The sequence below is a fragment of the Streptosporangium sp. NPDC000509 genome, from assembly GCF_042898365.1.
Classification (GTDB): Bacteria; Actinomycetota; Actinomycetes; order Streptosporangiales; family Streptosporangiaceae; genus Streptosporangium.
Map to the genome: position 1 here is coordinate 108197 of NZ_JBIAYX010000005.1, position 19984 is coordinate 128180.

Below are 19984 nucleotides of genomic sequence, written 5' to 3' on the forward strand. Positions count from 1 at the left end.
GTGCCTTACTTGTCGATGTCGCCGACGACGAAGAACATCGAGCCCAAAATGGCGACCATGTCCGAGACCAGGTGGCCGGGGAGCATCTCGCGCAGCACCTGGACGTTGTTGAAGGAGGCCGAGCGGAGCTTCATCCGCCACGGCGTCTTCTCCCCGCGCGAGACCAGGTAGTAGCCGTTGAGGCCGAGCGGGCTCTCCGTCCAGGCGTAGGTGTGGCCCTCGGGCACCTTCAACACCTTGGGCAGGCGCTGGTTGACCGGCCCCGGGGGCAGGTCGACGAGCCGCTTCACGCAGGCGTCGGCCAGGTCGAGGGAGACCTTCACCTGTTCGAGCAGCACCTCGAACCGGGCGTGGCAGTCTCCCGCCGACCGGGTGACGACCTTCACCGGCACCTCGCCGTAGGCGAGGTACGGCTCGTCCCTGCGCAGGTCGAGGTCGACGCCGGAGGCGCGGGCGATCGGGCCGCTCACGCCGTACTGCATGATCGTCTCGCGGTCGAGGACGCCCACCCCGCGCGTGCGGGCGAGGAAGATCTCGTTGCCGGCGATCAGGTTCTCGATGTCGGGCAGTCGCCGCCGCACGTCGGCCACGGCCTGGGCGACCCGGCCCGTCCACCCCGCGGGGATCTCCTCCTTGAGGCCGCCGACCCGGTTGAACATGTAGTGCATGCGCCCGCCGGAGATCTCCTCCATCACGGCCTGGAGGGTCTCGCGCTCCCGGAACGCGTAGAAGACCGGGGTGATCGCGCCGAGCTCCAGCGGGTAGGAGCCGAGGAACATCAGGTGGCTGAGCACCCGGTTGAGCTCGGCCATCAGCGTGCGCGTCCAGACCGCCCTCGCCGGCACCTCCATGCCGAGCATCCGCTCCACCGCGAGCACGACGCCCAGCTCGTTGGCGAACGCCGACAGCCAGTCGTGCCGGTTCGCCAGCACGATGATCTGCCGGTAGTCACGCACCTCGAAGAGCTTCTCGGCGCCCCGGTGCATGTAGCCCACGATCGGCTCGGCGGAGCCGATCCGCTCCCCGTCCAGCGTGAGCCGCAGCCGCAGCACACCGTGCGTGGACGGGTGCTGCGGCCCGATGTTGAGGACCATGTCCTCGGTGGCGAGCTCCTTGCCGTCCGCCCCCCGTACGGCCTCGGCTCCAGCCCCCATCCCCACGCTCAGCTCACGGCGCGCGCCTTCAGTCATAGGGCCATGCTGTCACGTCAGCCGCGCGAGACAAGATCCCGCAGGGCGCCGATCAGTCGGTCGACGTGCTCGGAGGTGGTACCGATGCCGATGGAGGCGCGGACGGCGGAGGCGGTGACGTCGTCGCAGCCGCCGTCCTTGGCGCCCAGCAGGTGCCGTACGAAGGGGTGGGCGCAGAACTTGCCGTCGCGGACCCCGATGCCGTAGTCGCCGGACAGGGCCTCGGCGACCTCGCGGGCGGTGAAGCCGTCCACCACGAAGGAGACGATGCCGACGCGCGGGTGGTCCGGGCCCCACAGGGACAGCTCGTGGACGCCGGGGACACCCGCGAGGCCCGCCCTCAGGCGCCGGAGGAGGTGCTCCTCCTCGCGGACCAGCGGGGTCCAGCCGGTGGCGGACAGCGCGTCGCAGGCCGCGGCGAGCGCGATGGCGCCCAGCACGTTCGGGGTTCCGGCCTCGTGCCGCGCCTCCGGGTCGTCGTGCCACTCGGTGTCGTCGTCGTTCACGGCCTTCACCGCGCCGCCGCCCCGCAGGTACGGCTCGGCGTCGGCGAGCCAGTCGGAACGGCCGATCAGCGCGCCCGTGCCGAACGGCGCGTAGAGCTTGTGGCCGGAGAAGACCACGTAGTCCAGGTCGAGGGCCGTCAGGTTGAGGCGGCGGTGCGGGACGAGCTGCGCGGCGTCGACGAGGACGCGGGCATCGTGGCGGTGGGCGATGTGGGCGAGCGCCGCGATCGGCCACAGCTCCCCGGTGACGTTGGAGGCGGCGGTCACGACGAGCAGCTTGGGGCCGTCGATCGAGGCGAGGGCGTCGTCGACGGCGCGGACGGCCTCACCGGGGAAGGCGGGGGCCGCGAGCCGCACGACCCGCTCCCAGGGCAGCAGCGAGGCGTGGTGCTCGGTGTCGAAGACCACGGTGGTGGTGCCCTCGGGCAGGCTGCGGGCCAGCAGGTTGGTCGCGTCCGTGGTGTTGCGGGTGAAGATCACCGAGTCGTCGGGGCGGGCGCCGACGAAGGCCCGCACCGTGTGCCTGGCCTGCTCGTAGCGGGCCGTGGTCAGCTGGGACGCGTACCCGGCGCCGCGGTGGACGCTGGAGTAGGCCGGGAGCGCGGCGGCGACGGCGGCGCTCACCGGCTCCAGACAGGGGGCGCTCGCGGCGTAGTCGAGGTTGGCGTAGCGGACGAGCCTGCCGCCCCTGACCGGGACCTCCAGGTCCGAGCCGAGCACGGCCGGGATCGGCCGGTCACCGGACGCGCGGGTCTCGGGGACGGCGGTGGTGGCCGGGGTGACGGGGGTGGCGGGGGTGCCGATCGTGAGGGTGGACACGCCATGGCTCCTTCGAGGTCATCGGACCCCAACCCATGGCATAGGTGCCTGGAGCCCGCGCTTGCCCGGCACACCTCGTGCCGGACCAGGTCCTCACCCGGGGCACCCCGCCGCGGACGCGAGGGTTGCCGGCCAGCGAGCCGGGGCTTGTCACTGGCACTCATGACCTACGGAGGCACTATAACCGACGTCCCGCGGTGGCCCGCAAGTCCGAAAGGTGATCAACCCGGTGTCCGGGGCGGGAGCGAGCGCCTGGGCGCGTCCGGCGAATTGACGGCGAAGTTGTGATGAAAGGAAGGAACTCGGGGCCTTTCCCGGTCGTCCTGGAGTCAGCCGAAGAAGGTCAAGCCGGCTGGATGATCGCGCGTTCGAGCGTTGGCCGAAGAAATCGGCCGAAGAAGGAGAAGGCCATGGATTGGGTCACCAACCCCGAGATATGGATAGGTTTTTTCACCCTTGTCGCCCTGGAGATCGTCCTGGGGATCGACAACATCATCTTCATCTCGATCCTGGTGGGCAAGCTCCCGCCCGCGCAGCGTGACAGGGCACGCAAGATCGGTATTTCCGTCGCCCTGCTCAGCCGTCTCCTCCTGTTGTTCGCGCTGTCGTGGGTGGTGAGGCTCACGACGCCGATGTTCGAGGTCTTCGGGCAGGGGATATCGGGGCGCGACCTGATCCTGATACTCGGAGGCCTGTTCCTGCTGGGCAAGAGCGTCCACGAGATGCACAGCAGCCTGGAGGGGGACTCCCACCACTCCGAGGGCAAGGTGTCGGCGTCCTTCACCTCGGTGATCATCCAGATCATGATCCTCGACGTCGTCTTCTCGCTCGACTCGGTGATCACCGCGGTCGGCATGGTCGACGAGCTGGGCGTCATGATCGCGGCCGTCATCGTCTCGGTCATCGTGATGCTGATCGCCTCAGGGCCGATCAGCCGCTTCGTGGACCGGCACCCGAGCATCAAGATGCTCGCCCTGTCCTTCCTGGTGCTGATCGGCGTCGTGCTCATCGCCGAGGGGTTCGAGCAGCACATCCCCAAGGGCTACATCTACTTCGCGATGGCGTTCTCGCTGCTGGTGGAGCTGCTGAACATCCGGATGCGCGGCAAGGCGGGCAGGCGTAAGCCGGTCGAGCTGCGTTCTCGCTACGGTGCCGAGGACCAGGCGGGTCGTACGGACTCGGTGGACGGCACGGACCGGAAGGACTCGGTGGATCCTACGCACCGGGCCGGCTCGGAGGCGTCGGCGGTCGCGGTGCCTCAGGGGGTTCCGGCGAGCCAGACCGGTCCCGCGGACGGAGTGGATGAATCATCTAAAAAGGGAAATTCGGACAAGCGGCCCGACTCCTGACCAGGATTACGATGATTACGTGCGCTTTGATCCCTGGAATCCGGAATTCGTCGCCCACCCCTACGACGTCTACGACGAGCTGAGGCGGGAGCGGCCGGTCGGCTTCTTCGAGCCGACCGGCCAATGGCTGGTGGCGAGGCACGCCGACGTCAACGCGCTGCTGCGAGACCGCAGGCTCGGCCGGTCCTACCTGCACGTGGCCTCGCACCAGGAGTTCGGCAGGCCGGACGACCCCGAGTTCCAGGACCCGTTCTGGCGGGTGATCAGGGCAGGGATGCTCGACGTCGAGCCGCCGGTGCACACCAGGCTCCGGCGGCTGGTCTCGAAGGCGTTCACCCCCCGCATGGTCCAGGCCCTCCGCCCCAAGATCGCCCGCATGGCCGAGGAGCTCGTGGACGTCTTCGTCGAGCGCGGCGGAGGCGACCTGATCGCCGAGGTCGCCGAGCCGCTCCCGGTCACCGTGATCGCCGAGATGCTCGGCATCCCCGAGGCCGACCGGCACCTGCTGCGCCCCTGGTCGGCCGACATCTGCGGCATGTACGAGCTCCAGCCGTCGGTCGAGGCCCAGCACACCGCCGTACGGGCGGCCGAGGAGTTCTCCGCCTATCTCGTCGAGCTGGCCCGCGCCCGAAGGGCCGACCCCGGTGACGACCTGATCAGCGCGCTCGCCCTGGTGGCCGACGAGGGCGACCGGCTCACCGAGGAGGAGCTGGTCGGCACCTGCGTGTTGCTGCTCAACGCCGGACACGAGGCCACCGTGAACGTCACCGGCAACGGCTGGTGGTCGCTCTTCCGCAACCAGGCGGAACTCGACCGGCTCCGCGCCGACCACACCCTGCTGCCCACGGCGATCGAGGAGCTGATGCGCTGGGACACCCCGCTGCAGATGTTCGAACGCTGGGTGCTCGAGGACGTCTCGGTGGGCGGGATCGACATCCCGCGCGGCTCCGAGGTGGCGCTGCTGTTCGGCTCGGCCAACCGCGATCCCGAGGTCTTCGCCGACCCCGCCCGCCTGGACGTGGGCCGGGCCGACAACCCGCACATCTCCTTCGGCGCCGGCATCCACTTCTGCCTCGGGGCGCCGCTGGCCAGGGTGGAGCTGATCGAATCCTTCGGCGCCCTCCTGCGCAAGGCGCCGAAGATGGAACTCGTCACCGAACCCACCTGGGGTCCCGGCTACGTCATCCGGGGCCTCACCGCCCTCGATGTGCGGGTCTGAACCGGTCCGGAGCGGCGCTCTCAGTGGCGGCTCTGAGAGAGCCAGCCGAAGCCGCCGAGGCCGCCGGGGGCGATGAGCTCGGCCTCCTCGGAGGCCCTTGTGAGGGCCCGCAGGTAGCCGCGCGGGTCGTTTCCCGCCTGCTCGACCGGCGGACGGCTCCCGGTGACGCCCAGGGCGCGCAACGCCTCGCGCTGCGTGGTCAGCGCCGTCGTGACGGCTCCGGCGCTCTCGCCGGAGGCCGCGCAGGCGTCGAGCGCCACGTGGGCGGTGATGTCGCACGACCCGTCGGGCACGGGCGCGACCGTCGCTCCGTCCCGGTATCCGGCGAGCGTGCCGTACGGCGGCCGGTCGTCCAGCGCGTGGGAGTAGTCGATCGCGATCGCCCGGCCGCGCGCCAGCCGTACGATCACCGAGGCCCACGCCCTGTCGCGGGGCCTGCCGATCTCGGCACGCTCGCCGGGGACCCGCATCCGCCACCAGCGGGCCAGCCACGCGAGATCCGCCTCGGAGGGGCTGTCACCGAGCCGCTCCTCACCGTTCGTGATGTTGACCAGGACCAGCCGGGGGCCGTCGGCCGTCTGCTCCACGATGTCGACGGGGACGTTGTCGAGCCACTCGTTGGCGATCACCAGCCCGTGGATCCCGTCCGGCGCGGCCTTCGCCCAGACGATCTCCTCGGGCAGCGCCGAAGGCCGGGGCGCCAGGTCGACCGCGGTGACCCGCAGTCTCGACCGGAGCGCGGGCGGCGCCGCGGCGAGCACACCGGCCGCCAGCCTGCCCTCACCGGCGCCGATGTCGACCAGGTCGAGCACCTCGGGGCCGCCCAGAGCCTCGTCGATCGCGGCCAGCTCGCGCAGCACGGCCTCGGCGAAGACGGGGGAGGCGCCGACCGAGGTCCGGAAATGGCTGGAGGGACGCTCCCGGAGATAGAAGCCGCTCTCGCCGTAGAGGGCGTGCTCCATCGCGGCACGCCAGGTGAGCCACACGCTCTCAGACGCTACCCGCCGGGGCGAGGGAACGAGATCGACGCGCGCCGACGCTTCGAGTGAGTGCATGACCGCATTCTGTCATCGGTTTGCACGATCCTTGTCGACGCCACGTCGGCGCGTCGCCGTCCGAATCACCGTATGGGCCGGGTTTCCGGGCTCTTTCGTGGGTCACGTACGCTCCCGGTGTGCCCGATCCGGGCATACCGGGAGGAGATGTCGCCTCCGTTGCCGAACACGCGTCTTGACGCGGTCGCGACAGCACGGCCCGTTACTCTGGTCAATCGGGCACGGAACCCACATGGTCGAAGGACGGGACGTCATGGACGCAGTCGATCGCCCGGCACGGCTGGCCGTCGGAGTGGTTGGAGCGGGCAAGGTCGGTTCGGCGCTCGGCGCCGCGCTCGTCAGGGCGGGGCACCGGGTGGTCGCGACGAGCGGCGTCTCCGACGCCTCCAGGGAGCGGGCGGTCGAGCGGCTCGGGCTCGTCCCCGCGAGACCCGAGGACGTGGTGGCGGGCGCGGATCTCGTCCTGCTCACCGTCCCCGACGACGTACTGCCGGACCTGGTCTCCGGCCTGGTGGAGACCGGTGCCGACCTGCGCGGCAAGCTGGTGGCGCACACCAGCGGCGCGTACGGCCTCGCCGTGCTGAACCCGGCGATCAAGGCCGGGGCGCTACCGCTCGCGCTGCACCCCGTGATGACCTTCACCGGCCGCGACGACGACCTGCGCCGCCTCACCGGGATCTCGTACGGGGTGACCGCTCCCGACGCGCTTCGCCCGGTGGCCGAGGCCCTCGTCATCGAGATGGAGGGCGAGCCGGTCTGGATCGCCGACGAGGACCGGCCGCTCTACCACGCGGCCCTGGCGGGGGCGGCCAACCACATGGTGACGCTCGTCGCGGAGTCCTCGGAACTGCTGGAGAGGATCGGCGTGGAGCAGCCGGGCAGGATGCTCGGCCCGCTGCTCGGCGCGGCCCTGGAGAACGTGCTGCGGCTCGGCATCGCGGGGCTGACCGGCCCGGTGGTGCGCGGCGACGCGGGGACCGTCCGCAGACACGTGGACGCGCTCATCCTCGCCGCCCCCGAGGCGGCGGACGCCTACGTGGCGCTGGCCAGGCTCACCGCCGACCGGGCGCTGGCGGCCGGGTTGCTCAAGCCCGAGGCCGCCGAGCGCCTTCTGGACGCCCTCGGCGGCAACAAATGGACCTGAACCCCGGGAGGTTCCAATGATCGTGGCGGACGACCGTGCGGGGCTGCTCAAGGCCCGCGAGACCCTGGGGATCGGCGCGGGCGCCTTTTCCGGGGGAAGCGCGCTGGCACTCGTACCGACGATGGGCGCGCTGCACGAGGGACACCGCTCGCTCATCCGGCTGGCCCGAGAGAGAGCCGCGCACGTGGCGGTGAGCATCTTCGTGAACCCGCTCCAGTTCGGGCCCACCGAGGACTACTCCCGCTATCCCCGTACGTTCGACGCCGACCTCGAAGCCTGCGCGGCCGAGGGGGTGGGCGTGGTGTTCGCCCCCTCGGCCGAGGACATGTACCTGCCGGACAGGCAGGTCGGCGTGTCCGCGGGCGAGATGGGCTCGGTCGTCGAGGGGGAGTTCAGGCCGGGCCACCTCGACGGCGTGCTGACCGTGGTGCTGAAGCTGTTCAACCTGGTCCAGCCGGACGTGGCGGTGTTCGGGCAGAAGGACGCCCAGCAGCTCGCGATGATCCGCAGGATGGTCGCCGACCTGAACCTGCCGGTCTCGATCGTCGGGGGGCCCACGGTCCGCGAGCCGGACGGTCTGGCGCTGTCCAGTCGCAACCGCTACCTGTCGCGGGACGACCGGGTGGCGGCCCTCGCCCTGTCCCGTGCCCTTGAGGCCGGGGCCGGGCAGGCTCTCGACCGCGGCGACGGCGCGGACGAGACCCGTGTCCTTGCCGCGGAGGCCGGGCGGCGCGCGCCCGCGGAGATCCGCCGGGCCGCCCTCGCCGTCCTGGAGGCCGAGCCGTCGCTCGTGGTCGACTACCTCGTCCTGGTCGACCCGGCGACCTTCGCGGAGGTCGGCGACGACCACACGGGTGAGGCGATCCTCGCGGTGGCCGCGAGGGTGGGGTCCACCAGGTTGATCGACAACGTCACGCTCGACATTCGCTGATCCGCGGCCGTTCGGCGGTGGGGCCCGTGAGTCGCGGAGGAGGGCTCCCGTTTCGACCTCCGTCGGGGTGTACGGTCCCGAGCTGCCATGATTTCGGCATTCGGGCGAAATGTCCTACCCCGGGGAACAGCCGATTCGCGGGGGGCGTTATCGTCACACTGACGAAATGAACGGCCTCTAACGAGCCCCGCGAGGAGGCGGCTATGAGCATCCCGGCCATTCCCCAGAGGTTGACCGCTCCCGCTCCGGGCTGGACGGTACGGGCGGACGTGGTCGTGGTGGGCTCCGGCATCGCCGGCCTCACCCTGGCACTGCGGTCCGCCGCCCTCGACCCCGGGGCGAAGGTCCTCGTCGTCACCAAGGACGTCCTGTCCTCGGGATCGACCCGCTGGGCACAGGGCGGCATCGCCGCCGTGCTCGATCCGCAGGACACCCCGGAGGAACACCTCTCCGACACGCTCGTCGCCGGAGTGGGCCTCTGCGACGAGGAGGCCGTCCGGACCCTGGTGACCGAGGGGCCCGACGCGCTGCGCGGCCTGATCGCGATGGGCGCCCGGTTCGACACCGACGACTCGGGGGCACTCCAGCTCACCAGGGAGGGCGGCCACCGGCGCGACCGCATCGTGCACGCGGGAGGCGACGCCACCGGGGCCGAGGTGCAGAGGGCGCTCGTCCAGGCCGTGAGGGAGTCGGGGATCGAGGTGATCGAGCACGCGCTCGTCCTCGACCTCCTCAAAGACGCCGAGGGCCGCACCGCGGGGGTGACCCTGCACGTCATGGGCGAGGGTGAGCGCGACGGGGTGGGCGCGGTCACGGCTGGGGCCGTGGTGCTGGCCACGGGAGGCATGGGGCAGGTCTACTCGGCCACCACCAACCCCCTCGTCTCCACCGGCGACGGAGTGGCGCTCGCGCTGCGCGCGGGCGCCGTCGTCAGGGACCTGGAGTTCGTCCAGTTCCACCCGACCGTCCTCTGGCTCGGCGAGCACTCCACCGGCCAGCAGCCGCTGATCTCCGAGGCGGTGAGGGGCGAGGGGGCCGTACTGGTCGACGCGGACGGCACCCGCTTCATGCGCGACGTTCACGAGCTCGCGGACCTCGCCCCCCGCGACGTCGTGGCGAAGGCGATCATGCGACGGATGCGCGCCACCGGCGCCGACCACGTCTACCTCGACGCCCGCCACTTCGGCGAGGAGAAGTGGCGCACCCGCTTCCCGACGATCCACGCGGTCTGCCTGGAACACGGCATCGACCCGGTCACCCAGCCGATCCCCGTCGCGCCCGCCGCCCACTACGCCAGCGGCGGTGTCCGCGCCGACCTGCGCGGCCGTACCAGCGTGCCCGGCCTGTACGCGTGCGGCGAGGTCGCCTGCACCGGCGTGCACGGCGCCAACCGGCTCGCCTCCAACTCCCTGCTGGAAGGTCTGGTCTTCGCCGGGCGCATCGCCGCCGACATCCACAAGGCGCGTACCGTCCTCGCCGGGAGTGCCGGGAGTGCCGGGAGTGCCGGGAGTGCCGGGAGTGCCGGGAGTGCCGGGAGTGCCGGGAGTGCCGGGAGTGCCGGGAGTGCCGGGAGCGCCGGGAGCGCCGGGAGCGCCGGGAGCGCGACGCGGCCGGTCGAAGACGAGCCGGCCGCGAGCGGGGCGGTCGTGGGTGAGCCGGCGACGGGTGAGCCGGTCGCCGATGACCGGCCCACCGGCTTGATCGACCCCAGGGCCCGGAGCAGGATCCAGGGACACATGAGCCGGGGAGCGAGCGTGCTGCGCGGCCAGGAGTCCCTGGGAGAGGTCGCCAGGGCCCTGCTGAACCTCAGGTGGACCCCGGTGGTGGTCGAGCCGTGCACCGAGTCCTGGGAGACCACCAACCTGCTGACGGTCGCCTCCGCGCTCGTGGCAGCCGCCCGCGAACGCGAGGAGACCCGGGGGTCACACTGGCGTGAGGACTTTCCCGAGCGGAACGACGACCGGTGGCTGGGCCACCTCGACATCACCCTGACAGCGGAGGGGCTGGCCATGACATACGCACCGCACGGGCAGCGCGCGAGCGCGCTGCCGCCCCAGGTGGAGAACGACCTGGTCGAGGCGGGCCTGGACCCGAGGGCGGTGACCGCGGTCCTGGAGGCCGCCGCGGCCGAGGACCTGCAGGAGGGGGGCGACGTCACCAGTGTCGCCACCATCCCCGCCGACCAGACCGCCACCGCCGACGTGGTGGCCCGCGCCGACGGCGTGGTCGCGGGGCTGGCCGTGGCCGAGGGCGCGTTCTCCCACCTCAGCCAGGGCCGCCTGGTGACCGAGCGCAGGGTCAAGGACGGCGAGCGCGTCGCCACCGGCGACGTGCTGATGACCGTCACCGGTCCCACCAGGGACCTGCTGACCGCCGAGCGCACCGCGCTCAACCTGCTCACCCACCTGTCCGGCATCGCGACCCTGACCGGCCGCTGGGTCCGGGCCGTCGAGGGGACCGGGGCCAGGATCAGGGACAGCCGCAAGACGCTGCCGGGACTGCGGGCCCTGGAGAAGTACGCCGTCCGGTGCGGCGGCGGAACCAATCACCGCATGTCGCTTTCGGACGCCGCGCTGATCAAGGACAATCACGTGGTGGCCTCGGGTGGGGTCGCCGAGGCGTTCCGGGCGGTCCGTGACGCCTTTCCCGGCCTGCCGATCGAGGTCGAGGTCGATCGGATCGACCAGATCGAGCCGGTGCTGGCCGAGGGAGCGGAGGAGATCCTGTTGGACAATTTCACCGTCGAGGAGCTGGCGCGGGCCGTACGGCTGGTGGACGGCAGGGCGCGGCTGGAGTCCAGCGGGGGATTGACCCTCCAGGTCGCTCGTGCCGTGGCGGAAACGGGTGTTGACTACCTTGCCGTGGGCGCGCTCACGCATTCGGCGCCGGCGCTGGACATCGCCTTGGACCTTCGGGGGAATTGATGCTGCTTGCCATCGACGTCGGCAACACTCACACCGTTCTCGGACTCTTCGAGGGTGAGGACGTCATCGAGCACTGGCGGATCGCCACGGACGCCCGGCGCACGGCTGACGAGATCGCCGTCGTGCTCCAGGGGCTGCTCGGGCAGTCGCCGCTGCTCAAGGGCGCCGACGTCAACGGCATCGTGATCTGTTCCACCGTCCCCTCGGTGCTCAACGAGATGCGTGAGATGTGCCGCCGCTACTACGGCGACGTGAACGCGGTGATCGTCGAGCCGGGCGTCCGCACCGGGGTGCCGGTGCGGATGGACAACCCGAAGGAGGTCGGCAGCGACCGCATCGTCAACGCGCTGGCGGCGATCCAGCTGTACGGCGGGCCGTGCGTCATCGTCGACTTCGGCACCGCGACCTCCTTCGACGCCGTCTCCGCCAAGGGGGAGTACGTCGGCGCGGTGACCGCCCCCGGCATCGAGATCTCGGTGGACGCGCTCGCCACGGCGGGGGCGCAACTCCACAAGGTGGAGCTGATCCGTCCTCGCTCCGTGATCGCGAAGAACACCGTCGAGGCGCTTCAGGCCGGCATCATCTACGGCTTCGCCGGTCAGGTCGACGGGATCGTCGAGCGGATGGCGGCGGAGCTCGCCGACGACCCCGACGACGTCACCGTGGTCGCCACCGGCGGTGCGGCGCCGCTCGTGGTGAGCGAGGCCCGCTCGATCGACATGCACGAGCCCTGGCTCACGCTGATCGGCCTGCGCCTGATCTACCACCGCAACACGCCCTGAGGACGCCGGGGCACCGGGAGAGTCCCTCCCGGTGCCGGACGGGGGGAACTCACGGGGTTCGCCGCATCGGTACCCTTTGGAACTGTGACCGATGACGTGACCACCCCCGCCGAGGATCTGCCCGAGCAGATGCGTGTACGCCGGGAGAAGCTCGACCGCCTCCGTTCCGAGGACGTCGACCCCTATCCGGTGAACTTCCCGCGCACCGCGACCAACGCCGAGATCCGCCAGAAATACGCCGATCTCTCCGCTGACACCGCGACGGGCGACAAAGTGGGTGTCACCGGCCGCGTGATGCTGTCCAGGACCGGAGGCAAGCTCTGCTTCGCCACCATCCGCGACGGCTCAGGCGATCTCCAGATCATGGTCTCCCTGGACAGGGTGGGCGAGGAGTCCCTCGCCGCGTGGAAGCGCGACGTCGACCTGGGTGACCACGTGGGCATCGAGGGCGAGGTCATCACCTCCCGCAGGGGCGAGCTGTCCATCCTCGCCGACCGCTGGGCGATCACGTCGAAGTGCCTGCGCCCGATGCCGGAGAAGCACGCCGGGCTCACCGACCCCGAGGCGCGGGTCCGTCAGCGCTACGTCGACCTCATCGTCAACGACGAGGCCAGGAAGATGGCCCACACCCGCAGCGCCGTGGTCCGGGCCGTCCGCGACTTCTGGCACGAGGAGGGCTACCTGGAGGTCGAGACGCCGATGCTTCAGCCGATCCACGGCGGAGCCACGGCCAGGCCCTTCAGGACCCACATCAACGCGTACGACATGGAGCTCTACCTCCGGATCGCGATCGAGCTCTACCTCAAGCGGCTGGTGGTCGGCGGCCTGGAGAAGGTCTTCGAGATCAACCGCAACTTCCGCAACGAGGGCGCCGACTCCACCCACAACCCCGAGTTCACGATGCTGGAGGCGTACGGCACGTATCTCGACTACAACGACATCGCCGACCTGACCCAGCGGATGATCCAGAAGGCCGTGATAGCGGCCCTCGGCCACTCCGTCGTCGTCCACCAGGGCCAGGAGGTCGATCTCGGGCTGGCGAAGTGGCCGCGGATCACCCTGTACGGATCGGTCTCCGAGGCGCTGGGCGAGGAGGTCACCACCGAGACGCCCCTGGAGCACGTCCGCAAGCTCGCGGACGCGCGGGAGATCCACTGGGACGCCAAGTGGGGTCAGGGCAAGCTGGTCCAGGAGATCTTCGAGGCCCTCGTCGAGCACACGCTCATCCAGCCCACGTTCGTCATGGACTATCCGCTGGAGACCTCCCCGCTGGCACGCAACCACCGGGACAACCCCCTCCTCACCGAGAAGTGGGACCTGATCGGCTTCGGTACCGAGCTGGGCACCGGTTACTCGGAGCTGAACGACCCGATCGAGCAGCGCCGCCGCCTGACCGAGCAGTCCCTGCTCGCCGCGGGCGGCGACGCGGAGGCCATGCAGCTTGACGAGGATTTCCTCACGGCCCTGGAATATGCGATGCCGCCCACCGGTGGCATGGGGCTCGGGATCGACCGTCTCATCATGGCCTTCACCGGCAAGAACATTCGCGAGACCATCCTGTTCCCGCTGGTGAAGCCGACCGCCTGAGCACGGCGAAGGGCGGCACGCAGGGATTTCGCGATGGCGTCGGCCCCGGGCACCGCCCGGGGCCGGCGCCGTTTTCATGTGGTGGCGTGGTGAGACCGCCGTGAGTGCCGCGGGGCCGTCGACGAAACGGACGAAACGAACGAAACGAGAGTGGAGGGCTGGAAACGGTCGTCGCGCCCATGGTCCCCCATAATGCCGGACGCCTTTCCGTGCGGATCAGAAATCCATTTCCAGCACGTCCAATATCGCTTTCGCGTCCCATCGTCACCGCGTGATACTTCACGAATGCCGCGAAGCTGCTTCCTCGACCCCTATATTTCTGTCTTTTTCGCGGCGTGCCGTCAAGGTGGCGGATGGTGATGGCCGCCGAAGACTATCGGGAAGAGATCGGTTTTTACCGAGAAATGCGGGCAGTCCGGATCTCCGGAGGACCCGCTCCGGCGCGCCCGGCGGGGCGAGGGCTCCCGCGAAACCTTGTTCTGCCAGGACTTCGATCACCGCAGCCAGGGGTGCCTGCCGGCTCGTGCTCGGGATGGGTCATGACATAGCCGCAAAGGCACTGACATATCATGAGTACTTCATGTAGCGCCTACTATGTCAATACTGGACGCGCGCTATGAAGAGCGGAACTTGACGACCTTTGAACAAGGCGTTTACCGTTCCTGGCGGACGGTATTCATTTCCGGCGTCTCGCACCCGGTTTCCAGAGTGGGGGGAGTGACTCTTGATGGCATATCCAGAAGTGGATTCACGCCATGGCGACAGCCCCCTGGGCATGAGCGATATCGGTCTCAGCGATGACGACCTCGTGCTGCTGGCTGAGCTCGCCAAGGGTGTCACGGTCGATCGGGTGGGGCGTCGCCTCGACATCAGCGGGCGGACCGTCAGGCGCAGGCTGAGAGGCATCTGCGACCGCATCGGTGTCGCCACGGCGATCGAGGCCGTCGCCTGGGCCGCACGCCGTCGCCTGATCTGACACGGCACCGCACGCGTGCCCGGCAGGTCGGGCCGGGCACGCGTGCGGGCAGGACAGGGTGGGGCGGGGTGGGGCACGCTCAGGCGGCGATGCGGACGCCTCCGACGAAGGGCCGGTTGTCGATCGTGGTGATGTGGACGACGTCACCCGTCCGGGGCGCGTGGACCATCAGGCCCGCGCCGATGTAGATCCCGACATGGTGCAGGTCGCTGTAGAAGAAGACCAGGTCTCCGGGGCGTAGCTCTTTCCTGGAGACGTGGGTGCCGGCGGTCCACTGGTCGCCGGTGTAGTGCGGCAGGCTGATGCCGACCTTCTGGTAGGCCCACATGACCAGCCCGGAGCAGTCGAAGGAGTTGGGACCCTCGGCGCCCCAGACGTACGGCTTGAGCTGCTGGGTGAGCGCCCAGCGGGTCGCCTCCGCGGCCTTGCCGCTGCCCACGATGGGCACGTTGGTCTTCACCCGGGCGCCCCTGTTGCCGACGGCCCTGGCACGCACCTCGCTGAACAGGTCGCTCTCGACCCGCGCGACCAGACGCTCGATCTTGGTCCGATTGCCGTCGATCTCCACCAGGAGCTTCTTGACCTCCGCCGTCCTCGCCTTGGCGCCGGCCTTCGCCCGCTCGGCGGTCTCGATCGCCCGGGCGACCTGGGCGACCTCCTCGCTCTGCTGCTGCTGGAGCGCGTAGTTGGTGGTGGCCTGATCGAGGAAGGTGTCGGGGTCCGTCGCCTGTGTGAAGGCGAGTCCGGAGTTCAGGCCGCCCGACATGTAGGTGCTCTGCGCCAGGAGGGTGGCCTTGGTGCGACGGGAGGCCAGCTCCGACTCGCTCGACGCGAGGATCTTCTCGGCGCTCTCCGCGGCCCGCTGGGCCTGCCTGAGCTTGACCCGCTCGCCGTTGTACCGCTCGGCGAGGACGCCGATCTCCTCGTGCAGTTTCTCGGCCTGCTTGGCCAGCTGCTGGAGGCTGGGTTCGGGGTCGGCGGTGGCCGCGACCGTCGGTGTGCCGAGAGTGAGGGTGGCGAATGCCAGGCCGATCACCGCCATGCGGCGGCGCAGCCCGCGCGGCGCGCGTTCTCGACGGCGGGCGTCGTCGCCCGCGTTCTTTCCTCCGCGGTCGCGCTCGCGCTTCACCAACGGGCTCCTCTCCTCGGCCGCCTACCGGGTTAGCTGACGGGTTCGGGCCGGAGGCAGCCCTACCGAGTGCGCCGTTGGCACTCGGATTCACCCCCAAGGACGTGGTGGGTCCCCGGTTCCCCGTGGTGAGGGATTCGGCGGGTCAGGCTTTTACGTCTCTGACATCGAGCACGGAGATTAGTGCACCCGTGGTTCCTGCTCAACCAGAACTGCGAATTCAGTGGAGGTTCCGCAACTGAAGTGTCACGGAAAGATCACATGTCAATATGATCAACATGGCCATTACGCTGCCTTTACCTCCCCGGCGGGGGTGTGGGGAAGGTCTTCCCAGGTCCGGGACCGTACCAAAGGTGAGTTGTGGCACACGTGAGATGCCGCGCGCCCAGTGTGGTAAAGCGATTACCGGCGGTCATGTGAGGGGGGTGTGCCGCGAGTTAAGGAGGAGCCGTAATTGAAGACCGGTGAGGACGTACGCTGAACGGTCATGGAGCAGCTTGCTGAGCATTCTCCCGTGCCGGTCGTGCGCACCCCGGGCGGCGGGGAGCGACGCGCGGGACCCGAGGGGGCGGAGCCTGACCCGCCCCTGCCCGAGGCGGCCGAGGTCGCGGAGATCGTCAAGGCCACAGGGGCCCCAGGGGTCGCCGAGGTCTCGGTCCGTCGTGCCCGGACCCCGGACGTCCGCGCGATCAGGCGGCTCGTCGACACCTACGGCGGCGTCGGCCCCCGCCTGCTGGAGAAGGCCACCGTCACCCTGTACGAGGACGTTCAGGAGTTCTGGGTCGCCACCGACAAGGAGGGGGCGGTCATCGGCTGCGGGGCTCTCCACGTCCTCTGGGAGGATCTGGCCGAGATCCGCACCGTGGCCGTCGATCCGACCCGTCGCGGGATGGGAATCGGCCACCGGATCGTCTCCGCCCTCATTCGCACGGCCGCGGAGCTGGGCCTGCGCCGGGTCTTCTGTCTCACCTTCGAGGTCGACTTCTTCGCCAGGCACGGTTTCCGCGAGATCCAGGGCACGCCCGTCGCCCCCGCGGTCTACGCGGAGCTTCTCGCCTCCTACGACGAGGGCGTGGCGGAGTTTCTCGATCTGGAGCACGTCAAGCCCAACACCTTGGGAAACACCCGGATGTTGCTCCACCTGACACGTGAGCCCGACTGTGATGACTTTGGAGCTGACTGATCGGAAAGGTGACTGTCGATACCTATGTCGATACCTTGTGCAGCAGCAAGCATGTGCGTCTGACATTTGCCACATGCGCAGTCTAAGTGAGGTGACGCGGTGAGCACCGGACAGCCGCCGTATCCACAGGATGATCCCGACCGCGATCGCACACCGTCGGGACACCCGGATTACGGACAGCACAACGCGGGTCGAGCCGCTGGCGAACTCGATCCCGACGTAACGGTTATGGGATATCGGTCGGAGGCCTCACAGCCGAACACCGGCCCAGGACAGAGCCAGCCCGGCTACGGTCAGGGTTACGGGCAGCAGGGCTACGGCCAGCAGCCCGGTTACGGTCAGCAGGGTTACGGCCAGCAGTCCGACTACGGGCAGCAGTCCCAGCAGCAGGGCTACGGCCAGCAGGGCGGGACGGGGTCGTACGGGCAGCAGCAGCAGCCCGGCTACGGCCAGCAGTCCCAGCAGCAGGGTTACGGCCAGCAGCCCGGCTACGGCCAGCAGGGCGGGACCGGCGGGTACGGCCAGCAGGGCGGGACGGGGTCGTACGGGCAGCAGCAGCCCGGCTACGGCCAGCAGGCGTCCCACGAGCAGTCGGGCTACGGCCAGCAGTCCCAGCCCGGTTACGGCCAGCAGGGTTACGGCCAGCAGTCGGGCTACGGCCAGCAGGGGGCCCAGCAGCCCGGCTACGGTCAGCAGCCGGACTACGGGCAGCAGTACGGCCAGCAGGGTTACGGCCAGCAGCCCGACTACGGGCAGCAGGGCTACGGCCAGCAGCCCGGGTACGGGCAGCAGGGCTACGGCCAGCCGTACGGCGGTCCTCCCGGAGCGCCCGCCCCGCTCGCGGAGTGGTGGCAGCGTCTGCTGGCGAGGTTGGTCGACGGGATCATCCTGGCGATCCCGGGGGTCATCATCAGCCTGGTGCTGACCGCGATGCTGGTGACCGCCCCCACCTTCGACGGCACGTCGATCACGGAGGGGAGCGGGACCTTCCTCGCCGGGCTCCTCATCGCGTTGGTCAGCGCGTCGATCTACATGGCCTACGAGTTCCTCATGCTCAGCAGGGGCGGCCAGACGGTCGGCAAGATGGTCATGGGCATCAAGGTCGTGCCGGTCGGCAGTGCCCTGCCGCCCGGCGGGCTCGGCTCCGACCTGGCGGTCAAGCGCGCCGGGGTGTTCTTCGGCCCGCAGTTCCTGAGCTGGATCCCCTTCGTCGGCTTCCTCTTCAACATCTTCAGCCTCGTGAACGTCCTGTGGCTGCTGTGGGACAAGCCGCTGCAGCAGGCCCTGCACGACAAGGTGGCGGGGACGGTCGTCGTCAAGATCAAGTAGTCCCCTGAATAAGCGGGGCCGGCGGTTCAACCGCCGGCCCCGTTTTCGTGCGCGGGTGAGAAAACGGGGGCCCTTAGGGGCCCGTAAGGGTCTCGGGGGCCGGGGCGCGGAAGCCTCAAAACCATTTGCCGCGCCCTGAGCAACGCGGGGGAAGTTATGACCGAGTCTCGACCCGCTCGCCGGAATATTCGCGTACGTTGCCCACAACGGGCTCACGTCCGCCCTGGGCGCCCTATGAGGGGTCAATGCCGGATCCGTCCCCGTCGGGGGTTCGCGCACTACTCGCCGAATGGTCGGCGCCGCGCGCCTCCGGCATCCTCGGTGACCTCGCGTCGGATTCTCTTCTTCGCCTTCCGCCGTGTGTTCGGGGCGGCCGGTGAAGACCTTCTTACGGATCCGGATCGGGGCGCCCGGTGTTGGCGAGGTTGTCTGAGGAGTGCATCGCGTTTGGTGGTTATACGGTCTACGACTATGTACTCCGTGCCAGAGTGGGTCGTACTCTTGGCAAGAAAGTGTTGAAGATCCGTCTTGTTCCATACACTTGTGTCACATCGGTTCACACCGAGGTGATGAAGCGAGCAGCTCCCCGTCCGGGCGTTCTGTCGACGGAGGGCATTCTCGCGATGAAGTCGTCGGCGGCGATCTCAGGCTCCATGGCAAGGTGTTGTTCATCCCGGCGGACAGCCCCCTTCAGCAGGGACTTCGTCGCCGGGAGGTCGATGGCGCAGCGGCGCGGAAGCCGTGCGGCATTGGTATTACGGCGACGATGATGATCACCTGATCGTCCACCTGGTTTTTCCTCGTGCCTTTACGACCACAACCGGTAAGAGAGCTGGAGAGAAGCATTAGGCTGGAGGAAGACGGCATGGTCGCCCCTGCGCGCGTGTCGCCGGTCGGTGGCGCTATGGTCATCTATGGGCGGTTCCAGCGATCGGGTGCGCTCGCGAGGCCCGGAGAGCCGCCGCCACATTTTCATGGTCCCCAGAAAGCCACCCACGGTGCGGAGCGAGGGCGAATGTACGACGTATTGTCCGCGTTGATACCCCCGGCGGTCGTCGGCGGGGCCTTCATCTTCGGAGTCGTCAAGCTACTTCGGAGTGAAGCCGCCGGCCGACGTCCGGCAAAACGGCCCGACCCCGAGTCGCAGAAGAGCTGATCCACCGGAGGCTCGACCGGTGAGTCTCGGTTGCCTGTGAGAATCGCCGAGCTCCTGGAATTGCCGCTCTTCGATCGCGGGTATATGTTTAGCTTGCGAATGAAACAATACTCCGCGAAAGGATTGTGTAGATGGCCAAGCAGATCCAGGAGATTCTCATCGACGACCTCGATGGGGGCGAGGCCAATGAGACTGTCGCCTTCGCGATTGACGGCACCAGCTATGAGATTGACCTGAGTGACGTTAACGCGAAGAAGCTCCGCGACTCCCTGTCGCCTTTCGTGCAGAGCGCCCGCCGTTCCGGCGCCCTGGCTCCCCGCCGCCGTCGCGCGGGCGGAGCGCGGGCACTCACGCGAGAGAAGAGCGCCGACATCCGGGCGTGGGCGAAGTCCCACGGACTCAATGTCAGCGAGCGCGGTCGGATCGCCTCGAAGATCGTCGAGCAGTACGAGCAGGCTCACTAGATCGGCTCAGTAGATCGAGTGAATCATGCGGTTATGGCGGTCACGGTGGGGTCCGGTGGCGGCCATGACCGCATGATGCGTTTTACTGGAAGACAAACGTCGTTCGCTTGCGGCGTAGCGGGAACATCGCACCCCCCATAAGTAGTTGGATGGAGGGTGAACGCCCTGCGCTCGGGGAACGTCTTCTGCATAGAGCGGTCGCCGGGTCGGGGCTACCATGCGGGATGACAGGGCTCGGATA

The 19984-nt window shown here is 69.2% G+C and carries 15 protein-coding genes and 2 riboswitches; of the genes, 11 read left to right on the forward strand and 4 right to left on the reverse strand.

Features of this window, described 5'->3' with window-relative positions:
* Positions 1-5: 5 nt before the first annotated feature.
* Positions 6-1190 carry an NADH-quinone oxidoreductase subunit D gene (locus ACFY3D_RS11245; RefSeq protein ID WP_389977818.1) on the reverse strand — a complete coding sequence of 395 codons (1185 nt, stop codon included), beginning with the start codon at positions 1188-1190 and terminating at the stop codon, positions 6-8.
* A 17-nt stretch (positions 1191-1207) separates the two neighbouring features.
* The gene (locus tag ACFY3D_RS11250) at positions 1208-2515 is read right to left on the reverse strand and encodes an aminotransferase class V-fold PLP-dependent enzyme (RefSeq protein ID WP_389977821.1); all 1308 of its coding nucleotides are present in this window, start codon (positions 2513-2515) and stop codon (positions 1208-1210) included.
* A 52-nt stretch (positions 2516-2567) separates the two neighbouring features.
* Positions 2568-2683: riboswitch (SAM riboswitch) on the reverse strand.
* A 242-nt stretch (positions 2684-2925) separates the two neighbouring features.
* Between ACFY3D_RS11250 and ACFY3D_RS11255 the strand changes: the two genes are divergently transcribed.
* Both ACFY3D_RS11255 and ACFY3D_RS11260 read left to right on the forward strand, forming a co-directional pair.
* Positions 2926-3864 (forward strand): TerC family protein, encoded by a 939-nt coding sequence (locus ACFY3D_RS11255; protein WP_389977824.1) that lies wholly within the window; start codon positions 2926-2928, stop codon positions 3862-3864.
* 19 nt (positions 3865-3883) lie between these two features.
* A complete protein-coding gene (locus tag ACFY3D_RS11260; protein ID WP_389777745.1) occupies positions 3884-5083 on the forward strand; it encodes a cytochrome P450 in 1200 nt (399 codons plus the stop codon).
* Positions 5084-5103: 20 nt separating this feature from the next.
* Here ACFY3D_RS11260 and ACFY3D_RS11265 read toward each other — a convergent pair whose 3' ends face one another.
* Positions 5104-6138, reverse strand: a complete 1035-nt coding sequence (locus ACFY3D_RS11265) for an SAM-dependent methyltransferase (protein WP_389977827.1) — start codon at positions 6136-6138, stop codon at positions 5104-5106.
* 253 nt (positions 6139-6391) lie between these two features.
* Between ACFY3D_RS11265 and ACFY3D_RS11270 the strand changes: the two genes are divergently transcribed.
* From ACFY3D_RS11270 to ACFY3D_RS11295, 6 genes are all read left to right on the forward strand, one after another.
* Complete coding sequence (locus ACFY3D_RS11270; RefSeq protein ID WP_350941534.1) at positions 6392-7282, forward strand: DUF2520 domain-containing protein; 891 nt, start codon at positions 6392-6394, stop codon at positions 7280-7282.
* Positions 7283-7298: 16 nt separating this feature from the next.
* Positions 7299-8213 (forward strand): pantoate--beta-alanine ligase, encoded by a 915-nt coding sequence (gene panC / locus ACFY3D_RS11275; protein WP_389977830.1) that lies wholly within the window; start codon positions 7299-7301, stop codon positions 8211-8213.
* 203 nt (positions 8214-8416) lie between these two features.
* Positions 8417-11137 carry an L-aspartate oxidase gene (locus ACFY3D_RS11280; RefSeq protein WP_389977833.1) on the forward strand — a complete coding sequence of 907 codons (2721 nt, stop codon included), beginning with the start codon at positions 8417-8419 and terminating at the stop codon, positions 11135-11137.
* Positions 11137-11919: a type III pantothenate kinase gene (locus tag ACFY3D_RS11285; RefSeq protein ID WP_350941530.1), complete on the forward strand. Its 783-nt coding sequence runs from the start codon at positions 11137-11139 to the stop codon at positions 11917-11919. The genes ACFY3D_RS11280 and ACFY3D_RS11285 overlap by 1 nt, the downstream gene beginning before the upstream one ends.
* A gap of 84 nt (positions 11920-12003) precedes the next feature.
* A complete protein-coding gene (lysX, locus tag ACFY3D_RS11290; protein ID WP_389977835.1) occupies positions 12004-13506 on the forward strand; it encodes a bifunctional lysylphosphatidylglycerol synthetase/lysine--tRNA ligase LysX in 1503 nt (500 codons plus the stop codon).
* Positions 13507-14281: 775 nt separating this feature from the next.
* The gene (locus ACFY3D_RS11295) at positions 14282-14482 is read left to right on the forward strand and encodes a LuxR C-terminal-related transcriptional regulator (protein WP_030905642.1); all 201 of its coding nucleotides are present in this window, start codon (positions 14282-14284) and stop codon (positions 14480-14482) included.
* A 79-nt stretch (positions 14483-14561) separates the two neighbouring features.
* Here the strand turns inward: ACFY3D_RS11295 and ACFY3D_RS11300 are convergent, their stop codons facing one another.
* Complete coding sequence (locus ACFY3D_RS11300) at positions 14562-15611, reverse strand: NlpC/P60 family protein (RefSeq protein ID WP_389977838.1); 1050 nt, start codon at positions 15609-15611, stop codon at positions 14562-14564.
* 5 nt (positions 15612-15616) lie between these two features.
* Positions 15617-15764: riboswitch (cyclic di-AMP (ydaO/yuaA leader) on the reverse strand.
* 460 nt (positions 15765-16224) lie between these two features.
* Between ACFY3D_RS11300 and ACFY3D_RS11305 the strand changes: the two genes are divergently transcribed.
* The 3 genes from ACFY3D_RS11305 to ACFY3D_RS11315 all read left to right on the forward strand — a co-directional run bounded on the left by ACFY3D_RS11305 (position 16225) and on the right by ACFY3D_RS11315 (position 19743).
* The gene (locus tag ACFY3D_RS11305) at positions 16225-16794 is read left to right on the forward strand and encodes an amino-acid N-acetyltransferase (protein WP_389978449.1); all 570 of its coding nucleotides are present in this window, start codon (positions 16225-16227) and stop codon (positions 16792-16794) included.
* Between the two features lie 228 nt (positions 16795-17022).
* The gene (locus ACFY3D_RS11310) at positions 17023-18123 is read left to right on the forward strand and encodes an RDD family protein (RefSeq protein ID WP_389977841.1); all 1101 of its coding nucleotides are present in this window, start codon (positions 17023-17025) and stop codon (positions 18121-18123) included.
* A 1287-nt stretch (positions 18124-19410) separates the two neighbouring features.
* On the forward strand, positions 19411-19743 hold the full coding sequence (locus tag ACFY3D_RS11315; RefSeq protein WP_350941526.1) for an Lsr2 family protein: 333 nt from the start codon (positions 19411-19413) through the stop codon (positions 19741-19743).
* Positions 19744-19984: the final 241 nt, after the last annotated feature.

What these genes read in the sequence shown, in the direction of transcription:
- ACFY3D_RS11245 (WP_389977818.1), bottom strand. Translation starts at nt 1,190, where the DNA reads ATGACTGAAGGCGCGCGCCGTGAGCTGAGCGTGGGGATGGGGGCTGGA.
- ACFY3D_RS11255 (WP_389977824.1), top strand. Translation starts at nt 2,926, where the DNA reads ATGGATTGGGTCACCAACCCCGAGATATGGATAGGTTTTTTCACCCTT.
- ACFY3D_RS11265 (WP_389977827.1), bottom strand. Translation starts at nt 6,138, where the DNA reads ATGCACTCACTCGAAGCGTCGGCGCGCGTCGATCTCGTTCCCTCGCCC.
- ACFY3D_RS11270 (WP_350941534.1), top strand. Translation starts at nt 6,392, where the DNA reads ATGGACGCAGTCGATCGCCCGGCACGGCTGGCCGTCGGAGTGGTTGGA.
- panC (WP_389977830.1), top strand. Translation starts at nt 7,299, where the DNA reads ATGATCGTGGCGGACGACCGTGCGGGGCTGCTCAAGGCCCGCGAGACC.
- ACFY3D_RS11280 (WP_389977833.1), top strand. Translation starts at nt 8,417, where the DNA reads ATGAGCATCCCGGCCATTCCCCAGAGGTTGACCGCTCCCGCTCCGGGC.
- ACFY3D_RS11285 (WP_350941530.1), top strand. Translation starts at nt 11,137, where the DNA reads ATGCTGCTTGCCATCGACGTCGGCAACACTCACACCGTTCTCGGACTC.
- ACFY3D_RS11295 (WP_030905642.1), top strand. Translation starts at nt 14,282, where the DNA reads ATGAGCGATATCGGTCTCAGCGATGACGACCTCGTGCTGCTGGCTGAG.
- ACFY3D_RS11310 (WP_389977841.1), top strand. Translation starts at nt 17,023, where the DNA reads ATGGGATATCGGTCGGAGGCCTCACAGCCGAACACCGGCCCAGGACAG.
- ACFY3D_RS11315 (WP_350941526.1), top strand. Translation starts at nt 19,411, where the DNA reads ATGGCCAAGCAGATCCAGGAGATTCTCATCGACGACCTCGATGGGGGC.